The 19,599-nt window shown below is 65.7% G+C and carries 25 protein-coding genes and 1 pseudogene; 5 read left to right on the top strand and 21 right to left on the bottom strand.

Going from position 1 to position 19,599, the window contains the following annotated elements:
- Window position 1: 1 nt before the first annotated feature.
- The 13 genes from DSD19_RS02990 to DSD19_RS22175 form a co-directional block, all read right to left on the bottom strand.
- Window positions 2–670, bottom strand: a complete 669-nt coding sequence (locus DSD19_RS02990; RefSeq protein WP_075785218.1) for a phage tail tape measure protein — start codon at window positions 668–670, stop codon at window positions 2–4.
- A gap of 3 nt (window positions 671–673) precedes the next feature.
- Window positions 674–844 (bottom strand): rcc01693 family protein, encoded by a 171-nt coding sequence (locus DSD19_RS02985; protein WP_243627637.1) that lies wholly within the window; start codon window positions 842–844, stop codon window positions 674–676.
- Between the two features lie 13 nt (window positions 845–857).
- The gene (locus DSD19_RS02980) at window positions 858–1,190 is read right to left on the bottom strand and encodes a gene transfer agent family protein (protein WP_075785216.1); all 333 of its coding nucleotides are present in this window, start codon (window positions 1,188–1,190) and stop codon (window positions 858–860) included.
- A 2-nt stretch (window positions 1,191–1,192) separates the two neighbouring features.
- On the bottom strand, window positions 1,193–1,606 hold the full coding sequence (locus DSD19_RS02975; protein WP_075785215.1) for a phage major tail protein, TP901-1 family: 414 nt from the start codon (window positions 1,604–1,606) through the stop codon (window positions 1,193–1,195).
- A 23-nt stretch (window positions 1,607–1,629) separates the two neighbouring features.
- Entirely contained in the window at window positions 1,630–2,040 is a 411-nt protein-coding gene (locus DSD19_RS02970; protein ID WP_075785214.1) for a DUF3168 domain-containing protein, read from the bottom strand.
- Entirely contained in the window at window positions 2,037–2,378 is a 342-nt protein-coding gene (locus DSD19_RS02965; RefSeq protein WP_113668479.1) for a head-tail adaptor protein, read from the bottom strand. Before DSD19_RS02965 ends, DSD19_RS02970 begins: the two co-directional genes overlap by 4 nt.
- On the bottom strand, window positions 2,378–2,974 hold the full coding sequence (locus DSD19_RS02960; RefSeq protein WP_113668478.1) for a hypothetical protein: 597 nt from the start codon (window positions 2,972–2,974) through the stop codon (window positions 2,378–2,380). The genes DSD19_RS02965 and DSD19_RS02960 overlap by 1 nt, the downstream gene beginning before the upstream one ends.
- A 160-nt stretch (window positions 2,975–3,134) precedes the next feature.
- Window positions 3,135–4,322 (bottom strand): phage major capsid protein, encoded by a 1,188-nt coding sequence (locus tag DSD19_RS02955; protein WP_113668477.1) that lies wholly within the window; start codon window positions 4,320–4,322, stop codon window positions 3,135–3,137.
- A 39-nt stretch (window positions 4,323–4,361) separates the two neighbouring features.
- On the bottom strand, window positions 4,362–4,928 hold the full coding sequence (locus DSD19_RS02950) for an HK97 family phage prohead protease (protein ID WP_075785210.1): 567 nt from the start codon (window positions 4,926–4,928) through the stop codon (window positions 4,362–4,364).
- Between the two features lie 20 nt (window positions 4,929–4,948).
- Window positions 4,949–5,191 (bottom strand): hypothetical protein, encoded by a 243-nt coding sequence (locus DSD19_RS02945; protein ID WP_075785209.1) that lies wholly within the window; start codon window positions 5,189–5,191, stop codon window positions 4,949–4,951.
- A gap of 2 nt (window positions 5,192–5,193) precedes the next feature.
- On the bottom strand, window positions 5,194–6,369 hold the full coding sequence (locus DSD19_RS02940; RefSeq protein WP_113668476.1) for a phage portal protein: 1,176 nt from the start codon (window positions 6,367–6,369) through the stop codon (window positions 5,194–5,196).
- A 149-nt stretch (window positions 6,370–6,518) separates the two neighbouring features.
- Window positions 6,519–7,820, bottom strand: coding sequence for a DNA-packaging protein (locus DSD19_RS02935; protein ID WP_113668475.1), 1,302 nt, complete (start codon window positions 7,818–7,820; stop codon window positions 6,519–6,521).
- Window positions 7,789–8,145, bottom strand: coding sequence for a hypothetical protein (locus tag DSD19_RS22175; RefSeq protein WP_075785206.1), 357 nt, complete (start codon window positions 8,143–8,145; stop codon window positions 7,789–7,791). Before DSD19_RS22175 ends, DSD19_RS02935 begins: the two co-directional genes overlap by 32 nt.
- A 378-nt stretch (window positions 8,146–8,523) precedes the next feature.
- Between DSD19_RS22175 and cutA the strand changes: the two genes are divergently transcribed.
- A complete protein-coding gene (gene cutA / locus DSD19_RS02925) occupies window positions 8,524–8,832 on the top strand; it encodes a divalent-cation tolerance protein CutA (RefSeq protein WP_113668474.1) in 309 nt (102 codons plus the stop codon).
- Between the two features lie 46 nt (window positions 8,833–8,878).
- Here cutA and DSD19_RS02920 read toward each other — a convergent pair whose 3' ends face one another.
- Both DSD19_RS02920 and DSD19_RS02915 read right to left on the bottom strand, forming a co-directional pair.
- Entirely contained in the window at window positions 8,879–9,139 is a 261-nt protein-coding gene (locus DSD19_RS02920) for a DUF6455 family protein (RefSeq protein ID WP_075785204.1), read from the bottom strand.
- A 5-nt stretch (window positions 9,140–9,144) separates the two neighbouring features.
- Complete coding sequence (locus tag DSD19_RS02915; RefSeq protein ID WP_075785203.1) at window positions 9,145–9,414, bottom strand: DUF6455 family protein; 270 nt, start codon at window positions 9,412–9,414, stop codon at window positions 9,145–9,147.
- Window positions 9,415–9,596: 182 nt separating this feature from the next.
- Here DSD19_RS02915 and DSD19_RS02910 point away from each other — a divergent pair, with 182 nt between their 5' ends.
- Window positions 9,597–9,836 carry a hypothetical protein gene (locus DSD19_RS02910; RefSeq protein WP_075785202.1) on the top strand — a complete coding sequence of 80 codons (240 nt, stop codon included), beginning with the start codon at window positions 9,597–9,599 and terminating at the stop codon, window positions 9,834–9,836.
- Window positions 9,837–9,854: 18 nt separating this feature from the next.
- Here DSD19_RS02910 and DSD19_RS02905 read toward each other — a convergent pair whose 3' ends face one another.
- Window positions 9,855–10,451, bottom strand: coding sequence for a lytic transglycosylase domain-containing protein (locus tag DSD19_RS02905; RefSeq protein ID WP_371412519.1), 597 nt, complete (start codon window positions 10,449–10,451; stop codon window positions 9,855–9,857).
- Between the two features lie 177 nt (window positions 10,452–10,628).
- Here DSD19_RS02905 and ssb point away from each other — a divergent pair, with 177 nt between their 5' ends.
- Window positions 10,629–11,108, top strand: a complete 480-nt coding sequence (gene ssb, locus DSD19_RS02900; protein ID WP_075785201.1) for a single-stranded DNA-binding protein — start codon at window positions 10,629–10,631, stop codon at window positions 11,106–11,108.
- 38 nt (window positions 11,109–11,146) lie between these two features.
- Window positions 11,147–12,229 carry a site-2 protease family protein gene (locus DSD19_RS02895; protein WP_113668473.1) on the top strand — a complete coding sequence of 361 codons (1,083 nt, stop codon included), beginning with the start codon at window positions 11,147–11,149 and terminating at the stop codon, window positions 12,227–12,229.
- 45 nt (window positions 12,230–12,274) lie between these two features.
- Here the strand turns inward: DSD19_RS02895 and lipA are convergent, their stop codons facing one another.
- Together lipA and DSD19_RS02885 are read right to left on the bottom strand one after the other, a co-directional pair.
- Window positions 12,275–13,225 (bottom strand): lipoyl synthase, encoded by a 951-nt coding sequence (gene lipA, locus DSD19_RS02890; RefSeq protein ID WP_113668472.1) that lies wholly within the window; start codon window positions 13,223–13,225, stop codon window positions 12,275–12,277.
- 69 nt (window positions 13,226–13,294) lie between these two features.
- Window positions 13,295–14,230 carry a LysR substrate-binding domain-containing protein gene (locus DSD19_RS02885; protein ID WP_075785198.1) on the bottom strand — a complete coding sequence of 312 codons (936 nt, stop codon included), beginning with the start codon at window positions 14,228–14,230 and terminating at the stop codon, window positions 13,295–13,297.
- 370 nt (window positions 14,231–14,600) lie between these two features.
- Here DSD19_RS02885 and DSD19_RS02880 point away from each other — a divergent pair.
- Window positions 14,601–15,567, top strand: a pseudogene (locus DSD19_RS02880) (DDE-type integrase/transposase/recombinase); the annotation flags it as partial.
- Window positions 15,568–15,658: 91 nt separating this feature from the next.
- Here the strand turns inward: DSD19_RS02880 and DSD19_RS02875 are convergent.
- From DSD19_RS02875 to DSD19_RS02865, 3 genes are read right to left on the bottom strand one after another with little or no spacing between them, the layout of a single operon-like run.
- The gene (locus tag DSD19_RS02875; protein WP_075785195.1) at window positions 15,659–16,798 is read right to left on the bottom strand and encodes an ATP-binding protein; all 1,140 of its coding nucleotides are present in this window, start codon (window positions 16,796–16,798) and stop codon (window positions 15,659–15,661) included.
- A gap of 3 nt (window positions 16,799–16,801) precedes the next feature.
- The gene (locus DSD19_RS02870) at window positions 16,802–17,278 is read right to left on the bottom strand and encodes a response regulator (protein ID WP_243627635.1); all 477 of its coding nucleotides are present in this window, start codon (window positions 17,276–17,278) and stop codon (window positions 16,802–16,804) included.
- On the bottom strand, window positions 17,263–19,593 hold the full coding sequence (locus tag DSD19_RS02865; protein ID WP_113668471.1) for a PAS domain S-box protein: 2,331 nt from the start codon (window positions 19,591–19,593) through the stop codon (window positions 17,263–17,265). The genes DSD19_RS02870 and DSD19_RS02865 overlap by 16 nt, the downstream gene beginning before the upstream one ends.
- Between the last annotated feature and the right edge of the window lie 6 nt (window positions 19,594–19,599).

Raw genomic sequence — 19,599 nt, 5'->3', positions numbered from 1 at the left:
TTCACCTGTTCCGCTGGCCGCGCGACAGCAGGCGGCTCATTTCGGCCGCGATCTGACTTTGGCTGCGCGCGAATCCCTGCACGTCAGGCGTACTGATGTTCATGACGATCTGGATCGGGCGCGACGACCCGCTGCCGTCCGACCGGACCCCCAGCCGGCCATCCGCCCCGCGCGACAGCGGCAGGATCGCTTCCGGCCCCGCCTCGCCCATCAATCCGGTCGCCCCCCGCATCGGGAAATAGGTCGCCTGGCCGACGATGCCCCCAGAGGCGAAGGGAATGACCCGCCCCTGCGAGAAGGGCGCACCCCGGGCAAAGGGAAGTGCGGCGCCCAGAAGCCCCTCGATACCGCCGGCAAGCAGACCGCCCAGCTGGTTCTGCACCGGCTTGACCGCTGCGGCATAGGTCGCATTCGCAACCGAGTTTGCGACCGATTTCAATGCATCCGACAGTTTCATTCCGTCGAAGACCAGTCCGTCGAAGGCCCCCCTCAGGCCGCGACCGATGGCATTCGACAACGAACTGACCTCTCGGTTCGTCAGCGTCAGCGAGTCCCGCATCCGCACAAGTTCCACCTCGAAGGCCGCGGCCGTACCGCTCGCTCCCCCCAAGGTCGTCTCCAGCGCCTCCAGTTGCGCCTCGAAAGACTCGATATCCTCAGCCTCGGCCATGGCCTATCCTTCGTCCCTCAGTTTATCCGGAAAGGCGCGGGCCAGTTCCTCCAGCCGCGCACGGCTCATGGGGGCGGGCCCGCCTTCGGCCCCCAGCATCAGCATCAGTTCCGCAGGTGTGAGATCCCAGAACTCGGACGGCCTCAGACCGAGACCGCGAATGCCTGCCCGCATGAGGCCGCCCCAGTCAAAGCCCATCGTGCTTTGCCTCCGGCAAGGTGAAGGCCCGGGCCAGAAGCTGCGCGGCCGCCTGGGCCGCGGCGATCGGACCGCCGCCGATATCGGCTTCGGCAAGGTCGGCAGTCGTGCCCTTCCAGCCGCCCCCCCGAAGCCCCGCCAGCAACAGCGCAATCACGTCGCGCGTCGCGAAATGCCCTTCCTCGTAGCGCTCGATCAGGGTCAGCAGGGTGTCGGCGCCCAGCGCCGCCTCCAGCTCGGCCAGGGCACCAAGCGTAAGCTTGAGAACCTGCCGTTCTCCATTGACCATCAGCGCGACTTCGCCTGCGTGGGGGTTTGGCATGCTCAGATCGCCGTAAAGTTGAGGACACCGGCCGAAGCAAGCGTCATTTCATAGGTGGCTTCGCCATTGTGGCTGCCGGCATATTCCAGGCTGCTGACCTGAAACCGTCCCTCGACGATCCCGAAATCCGGGATCACCAGCTGAAAGACCGGCATCAGACCCTCGAAGAAGACCTGTCGCGCGCGCGTGTCGGTTTCCGCATCCTTGAAGACGCCCGATCCGGTGATGGCGGCCGACTTGACGCCCGCGCCCGCCAGAAGTTCGCGCCACCCACCCTGGCTTTCCAGGCTGGTCACGTCCACAGGCTCGGCATTGAAGCTGATGCGCGAGGCCCGCAGACCCGCAAAGGTCGAGAAGTCTCCCGCGCCCGAGATATCGACCTTGATGAGAAGATCCTTGCCGTTCTGCGCCGTCATTTCGCGTACTCCAGGTGTGTCATTCAATCGTCCTCGACCCGGACGGAGAACCGCAGGTCGATGCGACGCTGATCCTGCGCGCCGACACGTCGGGCGCGGGCACGGTCGAACCACAGTCCGACCACCCTGCCCCGAACCAGCACAAGCGGTGCCTCGGTCAGGGCATCGGAAATGGCCCCGGCGGCAGCTTTCGCCCGGGCGAATCCCGCCTCCTCGCTGACGACCGATATCGTCACGAGATGCAGCGCGCCGCCCGCGTCCTTGTCGGACGCATCACGGACCTCTTCTGGTCCGAGGCTCACATAGATCGGCGGAAGGCGACCCGCGGGCACAGCGTCATACACCGCTTCGCCCACAATCGCGGCAACGGCGGCATGCCCCGAAATCCGCTGAAAGATCGCAGCCTGCAAAGCGGCCGCCATGCCATAGCTCATGCCGCCAACTCCTCTTCGGCGAGGCAGGCCAGATACTGCCCGCGCGTGTCGTGCTCGGTCACTGCGCGGATGCGGAACGACCGCAAACCCTCGCGGAACCGCTGACCGGCAACGGGCCGCTCCGGGGCGCCCGGAGGAGCGCCGCGGACCACGATCCGGTACAGCACCCGCGACAGGGCCAGTTCCTCGCCGGACTGTTCGCCGCCCGAGCGCACCGTGACCTCGGCCCACAGCGTGCCGCGCGCCACCCAGGTCTCGGAAAAGCCACCGGCACCGTCGGCGACCCGCACCGGCACTTCCAGCTCAAGGCGCCGGTTCAGGATCGGGGACCTCGCCATCACACGCCTCCCGGTGTCATCCGAAGCCTGCGCCAGCGGTCGGTCAGGGCCGCGATCCCGAAGGGCATCGCTCCGCCGCCCACGGTCTGCTCCAGCCGGTTCTCATAGTAATGCGCCGCCAGCAGCAGCACGGCATGGCCCAGATCCTCGGGCACCGCCGCCCAGTCGGAACCGAAGCCCGCTTCGAAGTCGATTTCGGCGCTGCCTTCGAAGGGAATCCCGGGCATCGAACCGCCCGCGCCGCGCACCACCGGCAGATGGGCATCGGCCAGCAGGTGATAGCGCTCGGGCGCGACCGGCACCGCCACGCCGCCCCGGTCAACGATCCGGATCTCGGTCACCGCCCGCACCGGAGCGACCGGCAAGGACTGGCTGCCCCCGTGGCGCCAGCCATAAAGCACATAACTGAAACTTCGGGAAATCAGCACTTTGCCGGTCCGCGCCTCGATTGCCGCCAGCGCCGCGCGCAGCAGCGTCTCCAGATAGGCGTCCTGGTCCCCGGCATCGGCAAAGCCGGTTCCGAGGCGCAGGTGCGCCTTGAACTGCGCAAGCGGAAGCGCCGCAGCCGGCACCGTCGTCTGCTCTATCAGCATCATCTTTTCCGTCTCTCCGCTTTCCCTCGACGCAAGGTTGACGCGCGCCGGCCCGTCCCGCTCCGATGGAGGGAGCACCGGGGCGGGCCCCGGGGGACCGGCGCGCGTCTCACCGGCCCACTGTCGGGGCCGGGTTTGCTGGTGCAGGCCAGATCCGCCGGTGTCAGGCGACCGAGAACTTCAGCACCTTGATTGCGGCAAAGTCGCTGACATCGCCGCCCACGCGCTTGGTGGCGTAGAAAAGCACATGCGGCTTGGCCGAGAAGGGATCGCGCAGCACCCGCAGATCGGGGCGTTCGGCGACGGTATAGCCGGCCTGGAAGTCGCCAAAGGCGATGGCCGCCGCGTCCGGTGCGATGTCGGGCATATCCTCGGCGATCAGCACCGGATAGCCCAGAAGCCGTGCGGGCTCGGCCGCGGCCAGACCGTCCGACCACAGAAACCGCCCGTCGGCATCCTTCATCTTGCGCACGGCGCCCGCAGTCTTCGAGTTCATCACGAAGCTGCCATTCGCCCGATAGAACGCGCCCAGCGAATAGACCAGATCGAGGATCGCGTCCGACGGCGCGCCCACGTCGAAATCGCCATCGGCGCCGGTGGCGACATAACCGAGGCTGCCCCAGCTCCAGCTTGCTTCGGCGACCTTGGGATGGCTGAGGAACCCGCGCGGCTTGTCGGTCCCGTCGCCCAGAATGAAGGCCGCGGCCTCGGCCCGCGAGAACTTGTCGGCAATCCGGCCTGCCAGCCAGCCCTCGATATCGAAGGCACTGTCGTCCAGCAGGCGCTGGCTGACCTTCGGCATCGCCGACAGCTCGTGCAGCGGGATCGTCACCCGCTCGATCTGCGGCGTCCCGGTCTCGACCTGGCTGCCGGTCTCGCTGGACCAGCCCGACCCGGTATCCGCATGATCGACCAGCACGTCATAGGAACTGGCCTCGACCGTCACCACCTGGGCAATCGACCGGATCGAGGCCGTCGCGGTCAGCACCGACTTGATCGTGCTGGCCGTCTCGGGGTCGATCAGATAGCCGCCGTCGCCGGCGACGGCCGTCGACATGGCCTTGCCCTCGAATTCGAGCCCGCGCAGCGCATCGTCGTCGCCGGACCTCAGATAGGCGCCGAAGGCCTTCTTGTGGGGCACCTCGATCTCGACGGCGCGGGACAGGGCGGGACGACCCGCCGTGATTTGTGATTTCCGGTCGAACATGGTCAGTCGCTCTTCCTGTTGCTTGAGCCTCGATTTCACTTCCGACTGGAACCCCCTGAAATCGATCAGGAAGTCCTCCAGAGCTTCACGCATCTCCATAGCGGGACCATGGGCCCGCCCGGCCTTGATTTCGGTCTCGGTCATGTTGGCAGTCCTGTCTGGGAGTGAGATTTGAAGAGGGAGCTAGCCTTCGGCCAGCATCCGGCGGGCGCCCGCAAAGGCCTCCGCCAGGTCGCGCAAGAGCTCCTCCGCGGTGCCCTCCGCCTTGGTGCCGACGCGCGCGTCGGCCAGCATCGGAAAGGTCACCAGCGACACCTCCCACAGCTCCAGTTCGGCCAGCAGACGGTGCCCGCTGTCATCCTTGCCGGCCCGCTTGGTACGATAGCCGATCGACAGCCCGTCGATGGCGCCCGCCGCAACCAGCGCCACCGCCTCGCGGCCCCGCGCCACGTCGGTCAGGATACGGCCCTTGACATACAGCCCGCGGGCATCCTCGCGCACCTCGTCCCAGACCCCGATCGGCTCGCAGGGATCGTGCTGCCAAAGCATCTTCACCCGTCGGCCTTCGGTCCCCATCTGCCGCAGACAGGCGGTGTAGGCGCCGCTCTGGACGATATCGCCCCCGTAATCGGCGGCGCCGAAGACCGAAGCATAGCCCTCGATCACCGCGCCATCCTTCAGCGCCAGCGGCAAGGTATCGCTCTTGCAGAACTTGCGTTCAAGTGCGATGCCACTTTCGTACTCCTTCATCACCTCTGTCCTCTTCGCTTCTAGGGCGTCGAAATGGCGGACAGGATCGAGGCGATCCCCTCTGCCAGGATCACCGCCACGATTCCGTAGACCGTCAGCCACATGCGCTTTTCGATCTGGTCCAGCATCTCCTCGATGCGTTTCAGGCGGTATTCGAGGGCGCTCCAGCGCTCCTCCATCACCCGCTCGCTGGCCTCGATCCGGATATGCGTCGCGTCGAACGGGGCGTAGAGAAACCGCGAGCCGGACCGTTGCCCGGCCACGGTTACCTGCCCTCCGGCCGCCTCGGCAGGCCGAGCAGCGCGCGTTTCTCGTCTTCGGTCAGGAAGTCGGCTTCGGAGATTCTTTTCCATTGCGTATCCCGCTCTGCGGCCAGCGCCGGCACCTGATCGAGATCGGGCCGAAGCGAAACCGCGGCGCCGCTGAAATGGGTCAGGAACTCGGCCACCGCTCCCGCGACCTTAGCCACCAGCGGGACCACGGTCAGCCGGTAGAAGGCGCGGTTTGCCTCCTGGTAATTGGCATAAGTTGCCTCGCCCGGGATACCCAACAGCATCGGCGGCACCCCGAAAGCCGTGGCAATCTCGCGGGCCGCGGCCTCCTTGGTCTTCTGGAATTCCATGTCCGAGGGCGAGAACCCCATCGGCTTCCAGTCGAGCCCGCCCTCCAGCAGCATCGGCCGCCCGGCATTGGCCGCCCCCTGATGATAGGACAGCATCTCATCCTGCAGCCGGGCATATTGCTCTTCGCTCAGCGTCGACTGCCCCTCGCCGCCGTGATAGACGATTGCCCCGGAGGGCCGCGCGGCGTTGTCCAAGAGCGCCTTCGACCAGCGCGAGGCCGAATTGTGCACGTCGATCGCGGTCGCCGCCGCCTGCATTGCAGACAACCCGTAATGGTCGTCCTGCGGATGGAAGTTCTTGATATGGCAGATGGGCGGGACCGCCCCTGTCATGTCGAACCGGTGCTTGCGCGCGCCCACCATGTAGTCGTAGGCAACCGGCCAGCCATCGGCCCCCGGCACCAGCCGCATCCGGTCCGACCGCAGCACATGCAGCTCGAACGGCAGCCCGCCCTCGCCGCCTACCGCCTCGAGATATCCGTTCCCCGACAACAGCAACTGACCGTAAAGCGCCTCCAGCAGCTCGGCCCGGCCCTGCGCCGGATTCGGCCGCTTCAGCAGATCCAGCACGGGATGCGCCTCATAGCGCCGCTCGTCATCCTGACAGATCAGCGGCAGCGCCGCCGCGGACTCCGCGATCAGCTTCACCGCACGAAAGCCCACGGGATTTCCGTTGAACCCCGACCGGATCAGCGAACTCGTATCGCGCGGCGTCCAGGCCGCACGCCCTGCCCCCGCCCAGGCGATCACCGGGCCGGTGGCCGAGGCCTTGGTCTCGGGCAGTCGTTCCGTCGCACGGCGGAAAAGGTTGAATTTCATTGCAGATCATCCTCCGATTTCCGTCGGTTTCGCCGACGGTCGGCCCAAAAGCTGCGGCGCGCACCCGGGACAGTCCCGGATAGGCCTGGACATGGCACGACCTGCGCGGGGCCGAGGGCGAGACGGCCCGCAAGCGCGATCCGGCCGGACTAGAGACCCCGCACCCGCGGCCGCCGCCAATGCGCCGCCGGGGCGATCATCAGGTCGTTGATCGCCCAGACCAGCGCGTCCACCCGGTCCGGGCTGCCCTGGCTCTCGTAGCCCCGCGCCGTCATGTGGCACATCTGCTCTTCCAGAACCTGCAGGCCCCGGAGGTGCTTGACCCGGCCCTGCTCGTAAAGCGCGGCCACCGGCTCGGCCCGGGCGATCTTGCCCCGCGTGGCGCGAACCGCGCGGAAGGGCACCATCGGATCGAGCTGGCGGATCACCGTCTCGACCAGATCGCCCCCCTGATTGACCTCGGCAACCAGCCGCTCGGCGCCATAGCGCTCCATCGCCTCGATGGCGACCGTCGCCCAGGCCGTCGGGGCGACGCCGCTGATGCTGACATCCTCCAGCACATAGGCGCACCAGGTTTGCGGCGGCCCCTGCATCCGGACCCCTGCCACCACGATCCCGCATTCGTCCGAGCTGTCGCGGCTCGTGACCGGCGGATCGACGGCAACCACGATCCGGTCCAGCGGCGGCGCCTCGTCGACCCTCAGCGCCTCGATCCGGCTCAGCGTCCAAAGCGCGCCGTCCGACTCGTCGAGAAGCACGCCGTCAAGCTCCTGCCGCCCGAGCCGGGTGCCCGCATAACGGGTCCGGACCGCCTCGAGGAACGAGGCTGCCAGATTGGCCCGGTTGGCCTCGGTCGGCGCGTGGGTGACCACGGTCGAGGGGTTCGCCAGGATCGACTTCAGCACCGCCACGTTGCGGGGCGTCGTCGTCACGCATTGCCGCGGCGCCTGCCCCAGACGCAGCCCGAACTGCAACATGTCCCAGGTCTCTTCGGCCCGCTTCCATTTCGCCAGTTCATCCGACCAGGCAGCATCGAATTGCGGACCACGCAGGGAATCCGGGTCATGCGCCGAAAAAACCTGCGCCACCGCACCATTCGGCCAGACCAGCCGCCGCCGCGTTGCCTCCCAGTTCGGCCGCCGGTCGGGAGGCGAACAGGCCAGAATGCCGCTTTCGCCGAACACCATGATCTCGCGGGCCTCGTCGACGGTCTCGCCGACCAGGGCCACCCGCCGGGCCTGGCCTTCGTCAAGCGGCCTTGCGCCCTCGACCTGCGACCGGACCCATTCCGATCCGGCCCGCGTCTTGCCCGAACCCCGGCCGCCCATGATCACCCAAGAACGCCAGTCGCCCTCGGGCGGCAGCTGATGCGGCAACGCCCAGAACTCGAAGAGATAAGGCAGCGCCAGCAGCGCCGAGTCATTCAACCCCTCCAGAAAGGCGGCCTGCATCTCGGGTGTTGCGCAGGCGATCCAGTCGGCGCCCGACTTCAAGGCGGGCCTGTTCAAGATCAAGCGCTTGGATTCCACCTTCGGACTCGCTTTCCGCATTCAGCCGCCTTTCAACCCGCTGCCGTTCGTCGAACGCCGTCTGTGCCGCTTTCCCGAGATCGTTCAGCGCCCCGCGCAGCATGCGGGCACGTTCGGAATTGCCGGCCTCGATTTCCTCGATCAGTTCGTTCAGGGCGCGGATCGTGCGCCTGTAGTGTTCTTCAGCTTCCTCAAGCAGCGCCCACGCCGCCGCGCCGCCCGCTTCAGGAGAGGGATCATCTGTCATCGCATCTGCCTGATTGGTCTGCCCGGCGCAGGAAGAAGACAACAAAAAGGCGGCCTCCGGGGGTACCCCGGGCCGCCAAACCCACGTCTTCCAGCATGCCGCAAGGTATACCCCAGACCGTTCGCAGAGTCAAGAAGTTTAATGCTAACAAGAAGTTAACAGCGCATAACCGACGGCTTCCCAGGCAAGTATCCCGCAAACCGCCCTGCGTCCGATGCCCCATGCCCCAAGACCGCCCGCATCCGTCAAGCGGCACGCGAACCGGGCTTCACGCACCGGCCCGACACGAACGCGCCCAGTCCCCGCTTGTCGAATGGTATCGGGCCACGAACGCCCCTATGATGGCGCTCTCAATCCTGACAGGTTCGGAAAAACGAAATGATCCACGTCGTCACGACCTGCCCCGACATCGACAGCGCCCGGGCCATCGCGCGCGCCGCGCTCGACCGCAGGCTCGCGGCCTGCGCCAATATCCTGCCCTGCGTCGTCAGCCTGTTTCATTGGCAGGATCGCATCGACGAAGAGCCGGAATTGCAGCTGACGCTGAAAACCGACGATGGCCACCGCGCCGCGCTGGTCTCGCTGATCGCCGAGACCCATCCCTACGACCTGCCGGTCATCACCTGGGAAACGGTCGAAACGACGCCCGAGGCGGCGGCCTGGCTGACGGCCGAAACGACAGCCTGACCGCCTGCGTCCCGGCACCGGGACCCCCAGCGCCTGCCCCACCCCGTCAGGCAGGTTCCTTCAGCGCCTCCAGGCGGACGCCCACGCCGCACCATTCGGGCAGGCGGTCGGCTCCGGTGACCTGATGGCCCATCCAGCGCATGCACTCCTCGGCGCGGCCGCAATGGGCGCAGGCAGCCACCAGTTCCGAATATTCGCCCCGGCCCAGTTGCCCGGACCGGAGAGCATCGTTGAGATTGACCCCGATGGTGCGCGCCATCCCCTGGGTCAGCCAGAAATGTTTCGACAGCCTGCCCTGGTCTTCCATCGCCCTCAGGCGGACACCAACCGTGCCCGCATCGCCTCCAGCAGATCCTTGTTGCGGCAGAACCCCGGCGTCTCGTCGGTCCCGGTATCGTGAGACCCGAGCCAGCCCTTGCATTGCGAGGGCTCGGTACAGCCGAGGCAGCGCGAGACGGTATCTTGCATGTCTTCGGGGGTCCAGCGGCCGGCCATGGCCTCTTCCTCAAGATCCACGCCAAGCACTTCTGCCATCTTTTCAACAAGATGGGCGTGTTCGTCGTATTTGGTTTGACCCGACATCGAAGGTCTCCTGTCGATTTCGAATTGATGGAACTAGACCGCAAGAGCTCACCGGGCGCCTTGATGCGTGTCAAATGGGGACACCGCCCGAGGCGCGGAGACAGGTGCGCCCCCTGGTGCGGACCGGCAAATGCCGGGCAAGACCGCTTCACAAGCCGGCCGTGGGCGGCTAGCCTTGCGCCATGTTCAGCATCGAGCACGAATTCGACGCCACCGTCATCACCCTCGTCGACGAGGGGCCGCAGCATCTGCAGGAGGACGTAACGATCACGGCCTTCGAGGATTGCGTGACAGTCGAACAGCTGGACCCGCGCACCGACCGGGTCCAGAAGATCACGCTGTCGCTGGCCCAACTGCACGAGCTTGGCGCGGCCTTCGACCTGCCCGAAGGGGTCTACCGGATCGCCTTCGGCCGTGACTAAACCCGGCCGCGAACTGGATCAGCTTCCCCAGATCCGCCGGACATAGGTCTGCGTCTCCTGATACGGCGGGACGCCGCCGTGCTTTTCGACAGCTTCCGGCCCGGCATTATAGGCGGCAAGCGCCAGCCGCCAGGATCGGAACCGGTCGAACTGCCGCCGCAGATAGCGCGCACCGCCGTCGAGATTCTGGTGCGGGTCGGTCGGATCGACCCCAAGCCTGCGGGCGGTGTCCGGCATCAGCTGCGCCAGCCCGATCGCGCCCTTGTGCGAAACCGCGCCCGAGTTCCAGCCCGATTCCTGCTGCACGAGCCGCAGGAACAGGTCTTCCGGCACGCCATGCTTGCGGGCCGCGTCGCGCGCCACATCCACGAACTCGCCGCGATAACGGCCCGAATAGAGCAGGCTGCCCTGCGAAGGCGTATGCACGCGATCGGGCTGCAGGCGGACCGAATTCGAATACTGCTGGGCGGCGCGACCGTCGAGCACCCGGGTCTGGGATTTGAAGAGCATCAGACGCGCCTTCGAGGACACTACGGACTCGGCCAGACCGGACGCGGGATGCGAACCGGACACAGCCAGAACCGTCAGCGCGATCGCTGCAAGCCGTGGCTTCACTCTCGTCCCTCCCCCGTCATGGGTGTTTTCGCGCAGGGACTATAGGAATAAAACGCGTCCCTGGCCAGCCTGCCCGTCGCCGCGGCCCGAACCGGCCCAATTCGCCGTCGCTATCCCCCTCCGGGGTGGTGTAAACGGGTACACGATGGAACACCAAGATTCGAAAAGAGGGCATGCATGGCAGGTTCGGTGAACAAGGTCATCCTGATCGGCAATCTCGGCCGCGACCCCGAGGTGCGCAGCTTCCCTTCGGGCGGCAAGGTCTGCAACCTGCGGATCGCGACGTCGGAAAACTGGAAGGACCGCAATACCGGCGAGCGGCGCGAACGCACCGAATGGCATTCGGTCGCAATCTATTCCGAGCCCCTGGTCCGCGTCGCCGAACAGTATCTGCGCAAAGGGTCGAAGGTCTATATCGAAGGCCAGCTCGAGACCCGAAAATGGCAGGACCAGTCCGGTCAGGACCGCTACACGACCGAGATTGCCCTGCGGCCCTATCGCAGCGAGCTGACCATGCTCGACGGCCGCGACGGCGGGGGTAGCGGCGGCGGCAATTATGGCGGCGGAAGCGGCGGGTACGATCAGGGCGGCAGCCGCGGCGGCGACTATGGCGGCCCCCAGCCCGCGGGCGATTTCGATGACGAGATCCCGTTCTGAGCCATAGCCGGGATGCGGAGTGAGGGGAGCCTGCGCCGATGACCTGGTCCTATCCTGTCGGACGGGTATTCGGGTCCGAAATCAGGATCCACGCGACTTTCTTCCTGCTTCTCGCCTGGATCGGCGCCGCCGCGTGGATCGCCGACGGTCCGATCGCGGCGGTGGCGAACCTGGTCTTCGTGCTGGCTCTCTTCGCTTGCGTCGTCGCCCATGAATTCGGCCACGCGCTGACCGCCCGGCGCTTCGGCATCGCGACGCCCGACATTACGCTGTTGCCCATCGGCGGGCTTGCCCGGCTCGACCGGATGCCCGAGCGGCCGGGCCAGGAAATCGCCGTGGCACTGGCGGGCCCGGCCGTGAACCTGGCAATCTGCACCCTGCTGATCGTCCTAGGCGCTAGGACGGATCTGACGGGGGCGGCGGCCCTTCAAGATCCGGCGGCCGGATTCTGGAGCAAGCTCGCGACGGTGAACCTCTTTCTCGCGCTTTTCAATCTGCTTCCCGCCTTTCCGATGGATGGGGGCCGGGTGTTTCGCGCCCTGCTGGCACTGCGCCTCGGCCGGGTCGCCGCCACCCGTTTCGCGGCGCGGTCGGGTCAAGCGCTGGCTTTCGGCTTCGGGTTTCTCGGGCTCGTCACCGGCGATGCCGTGCTGATGCTGATCGCCATCTTCATCTTTGCCGCCGCCGGGGCCGAAAGCGCGGATGTCGCGCTGCGGGACATGGCACGGCACCTGCGCGCCCGCGATGCGATGATCACCGATTACGAAGCGCTGCAGCCGTCCGACACGCTTCGGGGGGCCTCCTCGACGCTGATCCGGACTGCCCAGCATGAGTTTCCCGTGGTCGATGCGGGGGGCGGTCTGCGCGGAATTCTGACCCGGACCGCTCTTTTTCAGGCACTGGCGGAGGGACGAGACATGAGCCCGGTGGCCGAAAACATGGCGCGCGGAATTCCGACTGTCCCCCTGGCCGCCCCGCTCGACGCGGCGCTTGACGCCTTGCAGGATTCGGGCGCACCGGCCGTCGCGGTCACGGAACCATCCGGACGGATGATCGGATACATCACACGCGAGAATATCGGCGATCTGATCGTGATCTGCGGACGCGACCGCCACCGCTGACGCCGCGAAAATTCTGCGAATTTTCGGCGCACCGCCCGGCGCGCGCTATCCTTGAGCCAGCCGCGCCTCGCGCGCCGTACGCAACCTGGCGAAATCCTCGCCCGCGTGATAGCTCGACCGCGTCAGGGGCGTCGCTGAAACCATCAAGAACCCCTTGCCATAGGCTGCCCTCTCATAGGCCGCGAATTCCTCCGGCGTCACGAAACGGTCGACCCCGTGATGCTTGGGCGTCGGCTGCAGGTACTGCCCGATGGTCAGGAAATCGACATCGGCCGCCCGCAGGTCGTCCATCACCTGATGCACCGCCTGGCGATCTTCGCCGAGCCCGACCATGATCCCCGATTTGGTGAACATCGCCGGATCGATTTCCTTCACCCGCTGCAGCAAACGAAGCGAATGGAAATAGCGTGCGCCCGGCCGCACCTCGGGATAAAGCCCCGGAACCGTCTCGAGATTGTGGTTGAAGACATCGGGCCGCGCCGCAACGACCGTCTCGACCGCCCCTGCCCCGCATTTGAGGAAATCCGGGGTCAGCACCTCGATCGTCGTCTCGGGCGCCCGGTGGCGCACCGCGCGGATCGTCTGCGCGAAATGCTCGGCTCCACCGTCCGCGAGATCGTCGCGATCGACCGAAGTGATCACGACATGCCTGAGCCCCAGCTTCTGAACCGCATCCGCCACCCGGCCTGGCTCGAAGACGTCCAGCGCGTCGGGTCGGCCCGTGGCCACATTGCAGAAGCTGCAGCCGCGGGTACAGATCTCGCCCATGATCATCATGGTCGCGTGGCCATGCGACCAGCATTCGCCCACATTGGGGCAACCCGCCTCTTCGCAGACGGTGGCCAGCCCGTGTTCGCGGATCACGCGGTGGGTATCGCGATACCCCTCTCCTCCGGGCGCGCGCACGCGTATCCAGGCTGGTTTCTTCGGCTGGGGGGCATCGGGACGGCGGGCTTTTTCGGGATGGCGTTCGGCCGGGTTCTTCAGGTCGCGCAACTGGGGTCTCCCTGACGGGACGGGTCGCCCTCTCTTAGGCTCTTGTCACCGCGAAGGCAACCGGCCGACTCAGCCGCCGGCAGCCGCGCGGGCACTGTCGGTCAGGCTCCGTCCCGCCTCGGCCAGAATAGCCGCCAGAGCTTCGAACCAGCCATCGTCGCGCGAAAGCCGCCGACGCACCAGACCCAGCCGACGCGCGGGCTCGGGCGAGGCAAAGCGATGCACAGCGAGCGCCGGACTGGCCGCCCGTTCCGAGACAAGCGCGATTTCCGGCAGGAAGGTCAGACCGAAGCCCTCGGCCGCCAGACCGCAGAGCGTGGCCAGGGACGAGGCTCCCAGATCGACCCTGGTCTCCTCGCGCCGCATGCCGCAAACCTCAAGCGCCTGATCCGCAAGGCAATGCCCCTCATCGAGCAGAAGCAGCCGGTCGGGATCGAGCGCTGCCGGCCGAACGCCTGCAGTTTCGCCGCCCAGCGCCGCGATCTGCCGCGCCGATCCGGCCAGCAGGAAACGATCCTCGAAAAGCGGCGCCTCGATCAGATCGTCGCGTCCGACCGGCAGCGCCACCAGCGCGGCGTCCAACCGCCCCTCATCGAGATCGGCCAGCAGCCGGTCGGTACGCGCCTCGCGGACCCCGATCTCCAGCGTCAGGTTTTGCGCCCGGATCAGCGGCAGCGCCTTCGGCAACAGATAGGGCGCCACCGTCGGAATGAGCCCGAGGCTCAACCGCCCGCCCAGTCCGCGCTGCCAGCGCGCGGCATCCCTGAGGGCCCGCACCTCCTGCATCACCCGCTGCGCATGCCGCAGGAGATCGTGCCCAGCCGGGGTCAGCACGACGGCGCGCGGCTGCCGTTCGACCAGTTGCACGCCAAGGTCGGTCTCCAGCTCACGGATCTGCACCGACAAGGCAGGCTGGCTGACATGCACGGATTCGGCCGCACGGCCGAAATGCCGTGTCTCGGCAAGCGCGATGAAATAGGATAGCTGGCGAAGCGTGATATTCATGGCTTAGGCCTATCAAACAGACCGAATAACGCAACGCGGTCCGGCCGCGGCGAAAGCACACCGGCAGGCGCCCCTCCCCCTTGGAACAGGCGAAGAGTTCACAACCTCGCTTTAACCGCGGCGCTCGCCGGACCGGTGATGACCGAGGATCTCGAAGACCCTTGATCCGTATCGCCTCGGGCTTGGGGCGCATGCGGGTTCGGACAAAAGGTCGAAGCCCTCAGGCGGCTCACGCCAATGGAAACCGCCAAAGGATCGATTCCGACGTCAGCGCGTAGGTCTCCCATCCCGGATGATCACATAGCCCCCGTCGGTCTGCCCTGTGCATGGCAAGATCGCGTCTGCGCGAGGTCCGGGATGGAGGGCAGAGGTGCCGATCTCTCTTCACAAGCAGGCGACAACGACACCGGGGATCCGGACGGCGATCCAGGCGGGCACGGACCCGGCCTGGATGGTGGCCGAGCGCGACGGGATCTCTGAACAGACGGTCTGGACGTGGCGGGGGCGCGATGGCGTTCACGACCGGAGCCACACGCCGCACAGGCTTGAGACGACGCTGACCCCGGCGCAGGAGGCGGTGGCGTGCGCTGCGCAAGGCGCTCCTCCTGCCGCTCGACGAGCCGCCTGCCGTGGTGCGCGAATTCCTCAGCCCGCATGTCTCGCGCTCGGGGCTCGACCGCTGCCTCCGGCGCCATGGCCTGGGCAACCTGCGGGCGCCGAAGCCGAAGGCATCCAAGCCCGCGCACGGCAGCTTCAAGGCCGACGACCCCGGCGACCTGCACATCGACATCAAATACCTGCCCCGGATGGCCGACGAGGATCGCCGCCGCCACCTCTTCCTGGCCATCGACCGGGCCGCGCGGTGGGTCTTCGTGCGCATCTGCCCGGCACAGAGCGCGGCCAACGCCCGCCGCTTCCCTGCGCGACCTCGAGCGCGCGGCCCCGATGAAGATCACCCGGGTGCTGACCGAGAACGGCAAGGCCTTCACCGACCGGCTGTTCGGCCTGCGCAAGCGCGCGGCACCCCGACAACACGCGTTTGATCTGCTCTGCACTGACCTCGGTATCGAACACCACCTGGCGCCGCCGATGCGGCCGCAGACGAACGGCATGGTCGAGCGGTTCAACGGTCGGATCGAGGGCGTGCTCCAGAGCCATCGCTTCCACAGCGGCGAGGACCTCGAGCAGACTATCCTGCGCTGTGTGCACCTCTCCAACAGCCAGCTGCCGCAATCGGCCCTGAAGCGGTGCCCCCCGTCGCAACCCTCGAGGACTGGCAACGTCACAGACCCGAACTCTTCAGGAAGCAGGCCTACAATCACACGGGATGTGACACGTCGGCCGTACATGGCCGGGCAGCGGTGGCAATTTTCCGTTTCCAGGGGTCGTCACGGGGCGGAAACGCCTATGGCAGCCCTCTTCCGCGCCTCAACGCGAGACGGCCGCATCACTCGGGTGTGGCGACCAGACTTTCGAGGCGAACCCGTCAACAGGCGCGCTGGACCCAGGCACGCGAAACCGCATCAGCGTTCCGCCATAGGGATTGGCTTCGCACCAGATGCGGCCGCCATGCCGCTTGACGATCTTTTGGCACGTGGCAAGCCCCAGCCCGGTCCCCGGCTTGTCGGTCGCCCAGGAAAGACGCTGAAACGGCTCGAAAATGCGCTGCCGGTATTCCTCGGGAACCCCGATGCCGCGATCCGCAACTTCGAAAAGCACGTCTCCATTTTCGAGCCGCCGCGCCGAAATCCGGATCTCGGGGGCGTTCTCGCCGCAATACTTGATCGCATTCGATACCAGGTTCTGCAGCAGCTGAGCCAGCATCGCGGGACTGCAAAACACATCGAAGTCCGACAGATCGACATCGACGCTTCCGCCGCTTTCTCGAATATCCTGATCTAGGAATGAAAGCGCATTTTCGACGAGTTCGGTGGCGGGAATCGTCTCGAAGACCGGATTGATGTCCGTGCGAATATGATCGGCCAGCGTTTCGACCAGATGCGACATCTGGGTTGCGGTCTTCTTCATCATGACCATCAGCTTCTGCAGTTCCGCCGATTGCACCTCGCCCATTTCCTCGTCGAGCTGCTCGCAGATGAACCGGATGCTGCGGATTGGCGCACGGAAGTCATGAACAAGAACATTTGAGAACGTCAGCAATTCCTGCCGTTGTTCTTCGACCCGCTGCGCAAGGCGCACCATTTCGACCGCCCGGACCAGCATCCTCTCAAGACCAGCCTGGTTGATCCGCGATTTCGGGGTATAGTCGGCGGCCCCAGCAAGGATTGCCGACTTGGCGATCTGCTCGTCGCCCTGGCCGGTCATAAGAATGAAAGCGGCGCCGGGCCATTTTCTCTTGAGCGTCTCAAGTCCGTCGAGCCCGTTTTCCCCGGGAAGAACATAGTCTATGAAAACCGCGTCGAGCGTCTCGGAACCGTGATCGAGTGCCGCATGCACCAATTCCGCTTCACAAATGGATCGGCACATCCCGGATCGTTCCAGCAACCGGCGAATGAGTTTCCGGTCGCCGGCGTCGTCATCGATGATCATGACATCCAGATCGCGCATCCTTTAGTCCTCGCTGAGGCGAATATCCGGAAAGCTCACTATATTCCAGAAGCGGTCCAGAGTCTCTATGAGCGACGCAAAATCGCGCCCGACCCTTTGTTTGAGGATATACCCCGAGATACCTGCCTCATAGGCAATGCGTTTGTCGTCATCGTCATTGGATGTCGTCAGCACAAAGACAACGGCTTGCCTGAGGCTGCAGTCATTGCGCAACTCATGCAGGAATTCGAGACCGTTCATCCTTGGCATCCGGATGTCGGCCAGCACGATATAGGGAGAGGCGGGAACAGGGCCGGCGACACCACGCATGATCGACAAGGCTTCGACACCATCGACGGCGCGGGTCAATGTCGCCTTAATTCGTGAGCGGTTCAGAGCCCGGCGCACGGCCTTGGCATCACCGTCGTCATCCTCGACGATAAGAAGGTTCAGCGGCGTCCGGCCAAGGAGGTCTGCATCCTGCGTCATGCCGCGCGCCACGCCGATTTGTCCGACTTCGCACGGACCTTGGGCCAGACCACATGCATCGTCGTGCCGCGACCGCCGTCGCTTTCGATCCGCACTTGCCCCCCGGCGATCTGCACGTATTTCAGGACCATCGCGAGCCCCATCCCGCTGGCCTCGACTTCGTCGCGGGGACGCAATGTCTGGAACATTTCGAAAACCTTCTTATGATAGGCTGGCGGAATGCCCGGGCCGTCATCGCTGACCGACAGGCAATAGGCGTCATCCGTTTCGCGGCCCGACAGACGAACGAGCCCGGTCGGCCGGTCATGGTGCTTTAGCGAATTACCCAGAAGATTCAGAAGGATCGTCTTGATCGCCATATTCGGTATATGCAGCTTGTCGAAATCGGGCGTCACTTCGAACGTGAACCCCTCGGGAAGGTTCAGAAGCCCGCGCAATTCGCTGGCAAGCTCCCTGCCCTCGACGATCTGGGCCTTTTCGTCGATCCGGCCAATCCGCGAATGGTTCAAGAGATCGTCCAGAAGCCGGTCCATCCGCGCGACCCGACTGCGCAGCAGGTTCATGCTGTCGCGGGTGTCGTCGTTGAGATAGGGCGCCAGATCCTCCTCGAGCCAGGCCGAGGCATTGTCGATGACGCGAAGCGGCGCCTTCAGGTCGTGGGAGGCGAAATAGGCGAAGGCATCGAGATCGGCATTCGAACGTTCCAGCGCCTGGACGAGCGCCTCGCTACGGGCCTGAGCCTCGCGCCGGCTGCTCACATCGCGCAGCACGCCAATGAACCGCGTGCCGCCGGCATGACTTGTGCTTGCGACCGAGATCTCGACGGTAATCTCGGTGCCGTCCTTGCGCTTGCCGGGCATCTCACGCCCGGCGATCAGACGCTGCGGCGTCGCCTGACCGATCCGCCTGCGCATCATCCTGTCGTGTTTGACGGCCTCTTTGTCGCTCATCAGCATCGACACATTCCGCCCCAGCAGTTCGGAGGGTTCGTATCCGAAAATCCGGGCCACGGCGACATTGGCTTCCTCTATGACACCCTCCTGATTTATGGTGATCAGCCCATCCGCCGCCTCGGCGAAAATCGCGTTGAGTTTCGCCGATTTCTGATAAAGTCTCTCGTTCAGCTTGACGACCGCGCGGGCCAGTTCGGCGACCTCGTCGTTGCTTTCAGGGACTAGGTCCCGCAGATCGTCGCCCGGCTCGCTGGCGCGCAAGCCGCGGGCCAACCGGTTCAGCGGTCCCGTCAGCCGGTTTCCGAAATGCCAGGCTACCAGCCCGGCCAGGACCGACAACACGATGCCCGCCGCAAGCCCATAGACAAGCTGCTGACGGATCGGCGCGAAAAGATACGGAGTCGGCAGTTCGGTCACGACAAAGATGTCGGTCCGCAGAGGCAGACGCTCCCCCCGGCTCAGCGAAGCCGCGCTGAGCCCGGTGACATTGATCGCCCGTTGCCAGCCGATCTTGGTGGCCCGCGTCGACCCGGACGGTACGATGCCGCTAAGGTCCGGAAGATCCTCGGCGCGCCAGCCCGGAGTGCCATGAAATCGCAGCGGCCCGGGTCCGGTGACCGGATCGTAACGCATGAAATCGCCGGATGACGTCATGGCCGTGACGACATACCCGTCCGCCGGATAAATGACCGCGGCCCGCAGGATCGATTCGAAATCGGCATTGATCACCAACGCTCCGACAGCGCGGCCATCGGAGCCTGGCACCGGCACGACAAGACGAATCGTCGGCGGCCCCTCGTCGCGGCCTTGTTCCCGGTTCAGGGTAACCCGCGAGAAGAACGGCTGCCCGGCATCGAGCGCGGCTTCGTCGGCCAGATAGGGTTCGTCTCCCTTCGACTGCAACGCACTGCGCCGAACGGCTTCCGTGCGGTCGCTGACACGGTTCACGCGCACGACTTCGCGCCAGTTGTCGTCCCGCCCGATATAGCGCAGCTGGGAATAGTGCGGCCGGGTCCGCAGGACGGAATCGAAGACCGCCTCCAGCCGCCGATGCCAGTAGATGTCCGGCGACTCCTGGACTTTCTGATCGTGCAGTCCCTGACCCGTGGCCGCCACCACACCGTCGATTTCCGGAAGGGCCGCGATTCTGCGGCCGTCGGACGCCATCAGATCCAGTTGCTGCAGCAGCCGTTCCGCAAAGAACCCGCCCGCGAATTCCATCCGCGACACCGCGGCGGTGCGATACCACTGGACGCCGAACAGGTTCACCGCAGCGAAGAATAGACTTGCCACAAGGACGACGCAAAAGGCCATCAGGGCGAGTTTCACGCCCAGACTGATCTGCCGGCCGACGATGACCTGACGCGTTTCCAAAGGTCT

Source organism: Rhodovulum sp. BSW8 (assembly GCF_003314725.1).
Classification (GTDB): domain Bacteria; phylum Pseudomonadota; class Alphaproteobacteria; order Rhodobacterales; family Rhodobacteraceae; genus Rhodovulum; species Rhodovulum visakhapatnamense.
This window is presented reverse-complemented; position numbering and strand designations above follow the sequence as displayed.